The sequence below is a fragment of the Mucispirillum schaedleri ASF457 genome, assembly GCF_000487995.2.
Classification (GTDB): domain Bacteria; phylum Chrysiogenota; class Deferribacteres; order Deferribacterales; family Mucispirillaceae; genus Mucispirillum; species Mucispirillum schaedleri.
Genome location: NZ_CP097562.1, coordinates 757369 through 769967, shown reverse-complemented (window position 1 = coordinate 769967; position 12599 = coordinate 757369). Strand labels below are relative to the sequence as shown.

Here is a 12599-nt window from a genome sequence, read left to right as displayed (position 1 = left end):
TGAACTTTTTATTATTCTATAATGTCTTGTAGTATAAATAAATTACAGAAGTGATATTTAACATTGTTATTAAATGTGTCCACATTAATAATAGTTTCTATTGCTCAAATAAAAAAAATATGTTTTAAATATAGACTTGTATTTATAAGCATAAAGATTAATTGTATTGGAGAGTATTATGCATAAAAACCGTATTGCAAAAGTAATACCATTAGTTATTTTTTCATTTCTTGTTTTTTCAGGTTGTAAAAAAGAGGAGCAGACTCAAAAAACAGAAACACCTGCTATTGTTGAGTTAATGACTGTTGAACAAAAAGATACTCCTTTTGTTGTAGAATATGTTGGTATAACAGAGGGCTCCAAATCTGTTGAAGTTAAAGCTCAGGTTGGTGGTATTTTAAGAGAGCGTTTATATCAGGAAGGTCAGTATGTAAATGCAGGCGATGTACTTTTTACTATTGAGCCAGATACTTATGAAGCAGCATTAAAAGCAGCTAAGGGTAATCTTGATATGGCTAAAGCTCAGCTTATTCAAGCAAAACTTGATTATGATAGGTTTTCTAATCTTTATAAAACTAATTCTATAAGTAAAAAAGATTATGATGCAGCAGTTGCTGCTTATGAAACAGCAAAAGCACAGGTAGAAACAGCTCAAGGTAATTTAAGCGATTCTAAAATCCGTTTAGGGTATACAAATGTTATTGCACCTGTTTCAGGATACACAAGTAGAGCAAACTTTACTGAAGGTAATTTGATTTCTACAAGTGCAGCTGCACCACTTACATATATTAATCAGGTAAACCCAATATATGTAAACTTCTCTATTCCTGCAACAACTATGACTCAGTTAAGAATTTTAGCAAATGAAGGAAAAGTTACTGCTGCAGAAGAATTATCATCTACAGTTTATACTGGTGATGATACAAAATATCCTGAAACTGGCAAAGTTATCTTTTTTGATAAAGTGATTACTTCTGCTACAGGTGATATTAAAATTAAAGCAGAATTTCCAAACCCATATATGGCACTTCTGCCCGGTCAGTATGTTAGGGCAACACTAGATGGATATACTCTTACTAATGCAATAGTTATTCCGCAGAAATCTATAATACAGCGTCAAGGTAAACAATTTGTTCTTGTTATTGATGGTCAGAACAGAGCCCATTTTACACCTGTTGAACTGGGAATAAATATGGGTAACTATTTTATGGTTTTAGATGGGTTAAAAGCTGGGGATAAAATTGTTGTTGAAGGAACAAATAAAGTTATGCGTGATAATGCTTTAGTTATGGATGCAAAAACTATGCAGTCAAAAGCAGGGCAGGCTCCACAGCAGCAGGCTAAATAATACAGGTATTTATTATGGAAAATAAAGAAATAAAAGCAGGATTTTTTATTCAAAGACCTATTTTTGCAACGGTTATATCCATCATTATAACACTGGTAGGCTTAATATGTATACAAATACTGCCTATTGAAAGGTATCCTAACCTTACGCCGCCGCAGGTTAATGTGCAGGCTAACTATAATGGTGCAGATGCAGAAACTATCGCTCAAAATGTTGCAGCTGTTTTGGAAAGCCAGATATTTGGCGTTGATGATATGATATATATGAACTCTGTTTCTTCTAGTGCCGGCTATGTTAGTGTTACTGTTACTTTTGCCATAGGAACAGACCCTGATTTAGCAACGATAAATGTAAATAACAAAGTGCAGACAGCTCTTGCTCAACTTCCTTCTGCAGTTCAGCAGTTAGGTATTACTGTTACAAAAAGAAACCCATCTATGCTTATGCTGGTATCTCTTAATTCACCAGATAATAGTTACAGTAAAGTTTATCTTGCAAACTATGCTTTATTAAATGTTGTGGATGAATTAAAACAAGTTCCGGGAGTAGGGGAAGTAAGTCTTTTTGGAAGAGATTATTATTCCATTCGTGTATGGCTTGATCCTAATAAACTGGCATATTATGGCTTAATACCTGATGATGTTTCAAATGTTATCCGCTCTCAAAATGCTCAGTTTGCAGCAGGGTCTTTAGGTGCTGCACCAATGGATGGCAATCAAGCTGATGTTTACTGGCAGGTGCTTCCGCCTGTCCGTTACAGCACACCAGAAGAGTTTGGAGAAATTATTATTAGAAGTAATTCTGATGGAAGCTCTCTGCGTCTTAAAGATGTTGCCCGATTAGAATTAGGCTCTGAAACATACGGTGTTGAATCTCGTTATAATGGAGCTATGTCAACAGTTATGGGTATATATCTTTCTCCTGATGCAAATGCACTTGCAACAGCTGATGCAGTAAAGGCTAAAGTGGATGAGCTTTCACTTAATTTTCCTGAAGGGATTACACACAGCTTTATATTTGATAATACAAAATTTATTACAGTATCCATAAAAGAAGTTGTAAAAACACTTATAGAAGCATTAATTTTAGTTATAATAATTGTTTATGTATTCCTGCAAAACTGGAGAGCAACATTAATTCCATCTCTTGCTGTGCCAGTATCTATTATAGGCACATTTGCAGGTATGTATGCACTAGGCTTCTCTATAAACATATTAACAATGTTTGCTATGGTTTTAGCTATTGGTATGGTTGTAGATGATGCAATCATTGTTGTAGAAAATGTTGAAAGGCTTATGGCTACTGGTTTAAGTGTTAAAAAAGCAACAGCTCAGGCAATGCATGAAGTAACTCGTCCTGTTATTGCTGTTGTGCTTGTTTTATCTGCAGTTTTTATCCCAGTTGCATTTATGGGCGGTTTAGCAGGAGTAATGTATAAACAGTTTGCCATTACTATTGTTATATCTGTTATTATTTCAGGTATTGTGGCATTAACTTTTACACCAGCTCTTTGTATGCTTTTATTAAAACATGGCAAGGAAGAAAAACATATTTTACATCGTGGCTTTAATAAAGGTTTTGATTTTATGACAAAGGGCTATCTGCATGGTGTTAAATTTATTTTAAGAAATAATATAGTTGCCATAATCATATTTGGAGTAACGATTGCGGGTGTAGCATATTTATTCACTCATATTCCAACAGGGCTTGTTCCAGAGGAAGACCAAGGTGTTGTTTTATCCGTTGCAATGCTTCCAGATGGAACATCTATGGATAGAACAGCAAAATATATGCAGGAATTTTCTGATAAACTTTTAAATGAGCCATCTGTTGAAGCATTTACAAGTTTAGCTGGATTTGATATGCTTTCAGGCTCTGTCCGTCCTAATGCAGGAGCTGTATTTATTGACCTTGTCCACTGGGATAAAAGAAAAACAGAAGACTTGTCTGCAAATGCACTTGTTAAGAAAATCTATGGTATGGGTATGGTAACCCCTGAGGGTGTTACTTTTGCTTTTAATCCTTCACCTATTCCGGGGATGAGTGCCACAGGCGGTTTTGAAATGTGGATACAAAACAGGGCAGGTGATACATCTGAAAAACTTTATGAGTATGCTATGCAGATAGTAATGGCTGCTAACCAAAGACCAGAAGTGCAGGGTGTAAGAACATCTATGAGTATTACAGCTCCACAGCTGCAGCTAGAAGTTGATAAGGAAAAAGCTCTTGCAATGGGTGTTTCTATATCTGATATATTTTCTGTGCTTTCTTCTACTTTTGGACAGGCTTATGTAAATGATTTTAACTTATTTGGCAGGTCATATAAAGTATATACACAGGCCGATGCAGAATATCGTTCTACTCCAAATAATTTGGATAAGCTCTATGTTCGCAGTGCCAGTGGTAATATGGTGCCTGTTTCTACTATGGTGAAATATACAGAAAAAGGTGGTGCTTATGTTATAGAGCGGTTTAACAACTTCCCGTCTACTAAAATTTTTGGAAATAATGGTGTTGGATACAGCTCAGGTGAAGCGATGGCTGCTATTGAAGAAGTGGCTAAAAATATTCTTCCAAGTGGCTATACAATAGGGTGGTCAGGTCAGTCTTATCAGGAAAGAGAATCTTCTGGCAGCACAGTTACAGTATTTGCTCTTGCTTTGATTATGGTATTCTTAATATTAGCAGCTCAGTATGAAAGCTGGTCGCTTCCGTTTGCAGTTGTTATATCTATTCCGTTTGCAGCTCTTGGTGCTGGACTTGCTACTTTCTTAAAAGGATACAGTAACGATATTTATTTTCAAGTTGCTCTTGTAACACTTGTAGGTCTTGCAGCTAAAAATGCAATCTTAATTGTAGAGTTTGCTGTAGAAAAATACAGGGCAGGTGGCTGCTCATTAGAAGAAGCAGCATTCACTGGTGCTCAGCTTAGGTTTAGACCTATTATTATGACATCTCTTGCCTTTATTTTTGGAACAATACCTCTTGCTTTAAGCACAGGTGCAGGTGCTGCCAGCCGTAATGTATTAGGCTGGGCAGTTGTAGGGGGTATGACATTTGCTACAATATTACTGCCGCTTTTTGTTCCATTTTTCTTTAAATGGATTATGTGGATATCAATAAAACTTTTCCCACCAAGAGAAGATGAATTTGAATAAAATTTAAAATATGATTTGATTTAGACCCCATTTGCTGTAGAAACAAGTGGGGTTCTTTTCATTTTAAGAGCTTTATATGATAAAATAATACTGAAATAATTGATAAATAATTAATCACTAATATGATAAATGTATGTTTTAACTTATATAATATATATTATTATGATATTCTTTTTTTGCGGGGATATTTTTCTGACAAAATAGGCTTTATAGAAAACAGCTTAATGAAGCATATACTTTAAATTACATATATTACAGCAGTGAAATAATATATATACTATTTATATTGCAGTAATGTATAATATATTTAAATTATTTATTTTTTAGATACTTCGCCTTTGGCTCAGTAAGACATAGAGTGAACTTACCCGAAAAAGTTGTACTAACCATATAAGGAGTGTATATGGCAAGAAAATACAGCTATGAGTTTAAGAAATATCTAGTAACAGTCATAGAAAATGGAATAATGAGTGCCAGTGAATTATCAAGATGCTGTAAAATTCATAAAGGAGTAATATGTAATATCTATAACAGATATAAGCATTCAGGCGAATCAAGTTTACATCATAGCTTTACCCGCAATGAATATAGTAGAGATTTTAAATTAAATGTGTTAACTTATAAGGCATCAAATAATTTAAGTTATGAGCAGACAGCACTATATTTTAATATACCATCAGCATCAGTAATATATGACTGGAATAAGTTTTGCAGTAAGTTTATTGGAGATAATATGTCAGATAAGAATATCCCGAACAGTAAAAAGAGTAAACACTCAAACTCTACTGATATTAAACTCACTAAATCAGATGATAGTGAAGAAGTAAGACAATTAAAAGAGAGAATATCAGAGCTTGAAAAAGAGCTTTATTACAAGTCAGCGGAGAATGCATATTTAAAAAAGCTGGAAGCCTTAATGCAGTCAAAGGAACAGAGAGTTCAACAGAAAAAGCACAAATAATAACTGCATTAAGGCTGTATTACAGTTTGGATATCCTGTTGTCTGTGAGTAATATGAAAAGAAGCACTTACTATTATAATGTTAAAAAGCCTGCTGCATTAGATAAATATGCAGAAGTCAAGGCATATATATTAGAAATATATGAAAAATCTAACAAGACTTACGGCTATCCAAGAATAACAAAGGCATTAGAGAAACTGGGTTATACTTATGACAGGAAGACAGTAGCAAAATTAATGAAGGAATTAAATATTTCATCAATAATCAGGGTTAAGAAAAGGTATAAACAAGGCAGAGTAAGTCATATATGCAGCAATAAATTAAACAGAGCCTTTACAAGTGAGAAACCATGTTTAAAATGGGTAACAGATGTGGCAGAGATAAAAATTAATAATGAAAAGGTGTATTTATCAGCAATAATGGATTTGTATAACAGAGAAATAACAGCATACAGTGTAAGCAAATATAATAATGAAGAAATGGTAATAGATAATTTAAAACAGGCAATAGATAAAACAAAAGATACAACAGGGTTAATGATACATTCAGACCAGGGTATATTATATCAGGCTAATCAATTTAGAAAGTTATTAAAGGAAAATAATATAGAGCAGAGTATGTCAAGGCGTGGCAACTGCTATGATAATGCTGTTATGGAAAGTTTCTTTGCTACTTTAAAATGTGAATTGGTTTATATTAACAAATTCAAAAATATAGAACAGTTTAAATATGAACTTGAAAAATATATTGATTTCTATAATAATTACAGAATAAAAGCTAATGGACTTACACCTTTACAGGAAAAAGAAATTTATTTAGTGGCTTAGTTCAAAATTTTTGGGTAAGTTCAGAGTTCTCATATTACAGTCATTTTGAGCCTGATTTTTAAAGGCGAAAAATCTAAATTATATATGACATGGAATCAGGCTCAGGACGAGCCGTCTTTAGTGAGCGATAGCCGAACTTGTTTTGGCAGAGTGTGGTTTAAAAAATTCATGGATGAATTTTTTAATATAAATTTATTAAGATACTTCGTGGCTCAGTAAGACCTAGAGTTCTCATATTACAGTCATTTTGAGCCTGATTTTGCAGGCGAAAAATCTAAATTATATATGACATGGAATCAGGCTCAGGACGAGCCGTCTTTAGTGAGCGATAGCCGAACTTGTTTCGGCAGAGTGTGGTTTAAAAAATTCATGGATGAATTTTTTAATATAAATTTATTAAGATACTTCGCCTTTGGCTCAGTATGACATATATCATTCATAATTGAACTTACAAAAACTCTAGATTTAATCATTTTAAAATCTAAATTAATCATCTTGGTTTAATTTTCTGTATAATTTTTCAAAAAATGTTTTTTTATGTGGATTTCTTTCCTGTTTGTCAGAAAGACCGGGAACAAAAATGTCTGTTTTCTGCTTGTCTTCTATAAGAAAAGTATCTATTTCTGAGCGTTTTCTATAATATTCTTTTCTTACATATATAAAAAAGAAAAGAAGACCTGCAATTATACCAATAAGCAGTAGTATACCAAATATTATATTGCCAGTGCTTAAATATTCTTTTGCTGCCTGCTGTATATCTGTGATATATTCTTCATAATTCATACTAGACACTCCTGCAAAGTGGTTTATTAACTTATCGGCATACACTTAAAAAAATTAATGGTTATTTTACTGTATAACATAGTTAATAATAAACTTAACATCATTAGAGAATCAGTGTTTACATTTATAATATATATGTATGTTTCATTTTATGCAACATGATTATTTAGTTTAAAAATAAAGTTTTAAATATCTTTAATAGTATATATCAGCATAGATTTTTAATTGATTTCATATAATAAATATGGTTTAATATAGCGGTTAAAATAATGCTTAGTATTGCATTATAAGGATATAGTATGTTGCGTAACAAAAGTATTGCTGTAAAGTTTTTTTTAGGTTTCTTTTTAACAAGTGCAATAGCCATATTACTAATGATGGCTGTTGTTTATTTTGCAGTAAAAAATCATGTTATTAACACAAGAGTTGACCGTTTAGAAATTATTCATAATATAAAAGTTAAACAGCTTCAAAATGCTGTTCACTATATGGAAAATCCTATTCTTAGGTTTTTAAAGACTAATTCAGATGCGTATGGTTTAGATAAATTATTTAATGCTTATAATAATCTGTCAAATGGTATCAGCAGTGAAACTGTTGAAGTATGCAGAAATGAGCTTTCAAAACAGTATGCAGGGCAGTATAACAATAAGCCAATTCTTAATTATCTTAATATATCATCTAATTATGCTGTGCCTGTAAGTAACTCTGGCATTATTGCTCAATGTATGGATTTAATGGAGAAAATAGGCATAGAGTCTATGAAAGATATTAATTATAATGAGCCATTTATTAAAAAATATAAAGAGCTGTCAGAATATTTTTCTAATACTTTTTCTCTACTTTTAGATACATCAGGATTTGAAAATATATTGTTTGTGTCATCTGATGATGACATAGTTTTTACTCCACGAAAAAGCTCTGTTTTAGGTCATAATCTTATATCATCACACTGGATAAAGGGTCTTTCAAATCAAATTTCAAAATTTCATTCTATGGTAAATGAAGGTGGCACTGATTATTATTTTGTAGATATGCAGCCATATATGCCATTAGATGGATACCCTGCATTTTTTATTATTTCGCCAATATTTAAAGATTCTAAATATTATGGCAGCATTGTTTTAGTTTTGTCATCTTTATTTATAGACACAATATTATCAGATAACAATAACTGGCAGAAAGAAGGTTTAGGTAAAACTGGTGATGTTTATATTACAAATTTAAATGATAAGTTTCGTTCAAATAAGCGGTATTTAGTTGAAAACAGGCAGGATTATCTTGCACTTTTAAAAAATATTAAAAATCCATCTGTTGCTTATGATATGGTAGAGCAGTTTGGCACAGTTGCTTACTATGGTTCAATTTTAAGAAATCCATCATTAGATGCTTATGCAGGAAATAAAGGTTATGATTTTTCTAAAACTGTTGATGGAATAGATATTGTTACATATTATTCACCAGTTAATATTGGAAACCTTAAATGGATGTTATTTGTCCGCATGGAATTAAGTGAAATAATTAGCGAAGTAGTTCCCATTAAAATATTAATGCGTAATATGATTATACCAGTCCTTATTATTCTGCTGACAGTAACTACGGCTTTTGCATATTTTATTACAAAGCCTATCAGACAGATGCAGAAAAGCTGTATGGCTATTGCTTCTGGTGAAAGTTTACCAATAGATGTGCATGGCTCTTATAAAGAGATTAATGATTTGGTAAAATCTTTTGATACAATGATTACTATATTAATGGAAAATGAAAAGCAGACAGAAGAAGTAAAAAAGGCGCTAGAAGATACTATATCTAATAAGGCACTTATTGCTCAGGAATTAAAAAAAGAAAAAGATTTTATTACCCGTATTCTTGATGCCAAAGGGTTTATAATATTTGTTATAGATGATAATGATAAAATTATTAGAACAAATAATGCTATTAAGGATTTTTATCCAGATTTAGATTTACTAGGATTAAACTATAAAGAAATAGTGCCTGATGAATATCAACGAAGAATAGTATATATTGTATCAATGCTTAGAGCTGGTGATGCCCAAGTACTTCATTTAATTACTGAAATAAAGCTGAATGACAAAACAGCTTTTATAGAATGGACTTTTTCTGTATTTACAAGCAGAGATTTTGAAGATGGTCATCTTGTTCAGTTTATAACTGCAATAGGTGTAAATGTTACAGAAAGATATGAAGCAGAAAAAAGCTATAAAGAAAGTGCATCTATGTTTCATAGAATATTTTCTAAAGCTTATGATGCAATATTAATTGCAGATGAAAATAATAATATTTTACTTGTTAATAAATCATTTGAATCACTTTTTGAAGTAGATTATATAGATTTAGTAGGCAAGCCTGTTATTACTAATATCATATCAAATGAATATAAAAATGTTATTCTTTCAGATACTCAAGAAGGTAAATCTTTAGAAATTGAAGCACTTCGCTCTGATAAATCAAAATTTCCTGTAGACATATCAATATCTAAAATAATGTATCAGGATAAACTTAGTATATTATATATATTAAGAGATGCATCTCTTAGGAAGAAACAGGATAGGCAGTTACAGGCTGCTCTTAAACGAGCAAAAGATGCAGAAAAAACAAAAAGTGAATTTTTTGTAAATATGAGTAATGAAATTCGCATACCACTTAATGGTATTATGGGATTTATTGATTTATTAAAGGAAACTAATCTTGATACTACACAAAAAGAATATTTAAAAATTATTAATTCCAGTTCAGATGGTTTATTTAGTATTATTAATGATATATTAGATTTTTCTAAAATTGAAAGTGGTAAAATGCAGCTGGAATCAATAGAGTTTAATTCATGGAAAGTTTTTGAAGATTCTGTTGCAATTTATGCGACAAAAGCAATGGATAAAAATATTTTATTAATATGCTTGTTTAGTATAGATATGCCTAAATATCTTTTAGGTGACCCGCTGCGTATCAGGCAGATAATAATTAACCTTATATCTAATGCTATTAAATTTACTGATGTAAAAGGCAGAGTTATAGTCAGAGCAACAGTAATTTCAAAAAACAGTGATAAATGCAAAATCAGAATATCTATTAAAGATAATGGTATAGGCATAGCAAAAGAGCAGCAGAAAATGATGATGGATGCTTTTTCACAGCCAGATACATCTATTACCCATCAGTATGGCGGCAGCGGTTTAGGGCTTGCAATATGCAAAAGTTTAACTCAGTCTATGCACTCATCACTAAATGTATACAGTGAATACGGCAAAGGCAGTGAGTTTTATTTTACATTAGAGCTGCCTGTTGTTGATAGAAAAGATACACAAATGAAAACAGATTTTTCTAATACACATATTATACTTTTAGGATGTGAAGAAAACTGCCCTGCAAAAGAGCTTTATGAAGAATATATTAAAAATCTTAAAGTTGAAGTTCGCTATACTACAAATATAGATGATATTCGTCCAGATGATATAAAAATAGTTGGTATTAGTTATGATGATAATGAATATGACTTTATTAAAAAAGTAGTAAATGAGTTTCCTGAAAAATCTTTTATCATATTCAGTATTACTTCTCTTGATAATAGAATATATGATTTAGGTGATACAAATGTGTATCCGCTTGTTCCACCCCTTAGTATGTCAAAACTTATATCAGTGCTGTCAGATATACTTGGTTACAATAAATCATACCTTGCTAAAAACAAAAAAACAGAAAAAAATATTTTCTCTGGTTCTATTATGCTTGTAGATGATAATGAAGTAAATAACAGGCTTTCAGAAATTTTGCTTAAAAATATGGGGCTTAAAGTTGATATAGCAGAAAATGGACAGATAGCAGTAGATAAATATAAGAAAAACATGTATGATTTGATTTTTATGGATGTATATATGCCTATAAAAGATGGGTTAACTGCAGCAAGAGAAATAGTTGCTTATGAAAGAGAAATGAAACTGCCTCATGTTCCTATTATTGCTCTTACTGCTAATGTAGTAGAAGATGATGTTGATGAATATATTAATGCTGGAATGGATGATTTTGTTGCAAAACCTATTGTAAAAAATAAACTGGAAGTAGTATTAAACAGATATTTAAATAAAGAGCAGATATTGTTTAATGAAGATGTAGCAAAAGGTGTTGCAGAGTATATTAAATCTGATGACCATAAATTAATTGCTGCAGCGGTGAATGAATACTGCCAAATTTCATGGCATTATGCTCAAACTCTCTTACATGCAGTAAGTGAGTTTAATGAAGGCTCATCATTATATATTATTAATAAACTGCTTGCCTTGTCAGAAAAATATCAGTTTACACTTGCTTTAAATGTGCTTTATAAAATTAAGCAGAATGTTGAAGATGGTATGAATGAGAATGTTTTTTCATTAATTGATGAACTAAAAGATGTTATATATAAAATAAAACATTCTATTGAGATTTTTAAATGACAGATACAAGAAAGTTAAATCTTTTATATTATAATACATTTTCTGATTGCAGGGATATAGTAGCAAATGCAGCCATACCAATAGATATAGGTGTTTCATACATTAATGATATTAATGAAGTGATGAAGCATATTATGAGCCGCGACAGTATAGATATATTCTTTATTGACTATGATGGCAGAGCAGAACTTATTGATTTAGTTTCAAAAGTGCATAAGTATGATGAAGATTTGCTTATCTACTTAATAACAGATATTGATAGTGAAGAAGAAAAAATCAAGGCATATAATGCTGGTGTAATAGATTTTTTTTTACTTCCATTAAGCAGTCATATATTGCAGGCATTATTAAAAAATATGGCATGTCTTCGTGGTTCAAGGCTTAAACTGTATAATAAAACTAATATGTTACAGTATGAAATAGAGCAGGCAGTAAAAACTGTTAAGGAAAGAGAGCTTGAATCACTGCTTTTGCTTGCAAGAGCATCAGAATATAAAGATAAAGATACTGCAAACCATATTCTAAGAGTAGGCAAATATTCTGCTATAATAATGGAAAATTTAGGCGGGAGTCATGAAGATATAGAATTAATGCTTTATTCTGCACCTTTGCATGATGTTGGTAAAATTGGTATTTCAGACAGCATATTAAATAAATCATCAAAACTTACAGAAGAAGAATATAATATAATGAAAACTCATGCCACAAAAGGTTATGAGATACTTTCAGGCACTAAAAGCAAGTATTTAGAAGCTGGTGCCATTATTGCCTTATCACACCATGAAAAATATGATGGCAGTGGGTATCCTAATGGATTAAAAGGGGACAGCATACATTTATATGGCAGAATTGTTGCTGTTGCAGATGTATTTGATGCATTAATTTCTGAAAGAGTATATAAAAATTCATGGACATTAGAGCATGCTGTAGAATATTTAAAAAGTCAAGCTGGTATTCATTTTGACCCAGTAATTATTGAAAAATTCCTTGAAAAAATAGATGATGCAGCAGCTGTTTTCAAAAATCTTATGCCTGAAAAATAACTTGATAATAATTTGTATTACAGTCATT

7 protein-coding genes are annotated in these 12599 nt (G+C 31.3%); 6 read left to right on the top strand and 1 reads right to left on the bottom strand.

The window, feature by feature from the left end:
- Nucleotides 1–178 precede the first annotated feature (178 nt).
- From N508_RS03615 to N508_RS03600, 4 genes are all read left to right on the top strand, one after another.
- Nucleotides 179–1348 (top strand): efflux RND transporter periplasmic adaptor subunit, encoded by a 1170-nt coding sequence (locus N508_RS03615; protein WP_023275040.1) that lies wholly within the window; start codon nucleotides 179–181, stop codon nucleotides 1346–1348.
- Between the two features lie 14 nt (nucleotides 1349–1362).
- Nucleotides 1363–4506 (top strand): efflux RND transporter permease subunit, encoded by a 3144-nt coding sequence (locus N508_RS03610; protein ID WP_023275039.1) that lies wholly within the window; start codon nucleotides 1363–1365, stop codon nucleotides 4504–4506.
- Between the two features lie 403 nt (nucleotides 4507–4909).
- A complete protein-coding gene (locus N508_RS03605; RefSeq protein WP_023274985.1) occupies nucleotides 4910–5467 on the top strand; it encodes a hypothetical protein in 558 nt (185 codons plus the stop codon).
- Nucleotides 5398–6294: an IS3 family transposase gene (locus N508_RS03600; protein ID WP_155944386.1), complete on the top strand. Its 897-nt coding sequence runs from the start codon at nucleotides 5398–5400 to the stop codon at nucleotides 6292–6294. Before N508_RS03605 ends, N508_RS03600 begins: the two co-directional genes overlap by 70 nt.
- Before the next feature lie 486 nt (nucleotides 6295–6780).
- On the opposite strand, the gene N508_RS03595 is transcribed toward N508_RS03600, so the two are convergent.
- The gene (locus N508_RS03595) at nucleotides 6781–7077 is read right to left on the bottom strand and encodes a hypothetical protein (protein ID WP_023275037.1); all 297 of its coding nucleotides are present in this window, start codon (nucleotides 7075–7077) and stop codon (nucleotides 6781–6783) included.
- 299 nt (nucleotides 7078–7376) lie between these two features.
- Between N508_RS03595 and N508_RS03590 the strand changes: the two genes are divergently transcribed.
- Together N508_RS03590 and N508_RS03585 are read left to right on the top strand one after the other, a co-directional pair.
- Complete coding sequence (locus tag N508_RS03590; RefSeq protein WP_023275036.1) at nucleotides 7377–11528, top strand: ATP-binding protein; 4152 nt, start codon at nucleotides 7377–7379, stop codon at nucleotides 11526–11528.
- Entirely contained in the window at nucleotides 11525–12571 is a 1047-nt protein-coding gene (locus N508_RS03585) for an HD-GYP domain-containing protein (RefSeq protein ID WP_023275035.1), read from the top strand. Before N508_RS03590 ends, N508_RS03585 begins: the two co-directional genes overlap by 4 nt.
- Nucleotides 12572–12599: the final 28 nt, after the last annotated feature.

Coding starts and splice junctions, on each gene's coding strand:
- N508_RS03615 (WP_023275040.1), top strand. CDS start 179: ATGCATAAAAACCGTATTGCAAAAGTAATACCATTAGTTATTTTTTCA.
- N508_RS03610 (WP_023275039.1), top strand. CDS start 1,363: ATGGAAAATAAAGAAATAAAAGCAGGATTTTTTATTCAAAGACCTATT.
- N508_RS03605 (WP_023274985.1), top strand. CDS start 4,910: ATGGCAAGAAAATACAGCTATGAGTTTAAGAAATATCTAGTAACAGTC.
- N508_RS03595 (WP_023275037.1), bottom strand. CDS start 7,077: ATGAATTATGAAGAATATATCACAGATATACAGCAGGCAGCAAAAGAA.
- N508_RS03590 (WP_023275036.1), top strand. CDS start 7,377: ATGTTGCGTAACAAAAGTATTGCTGTAAAGTTTTTTTTAGGTTTCTTT.
- N508_RS03585 (WP_023275035.1), top strand. CDS start 11,525: ATGACAGATACAAGAAAGTTAAATCTTTTATATTATAATACATTTTCT.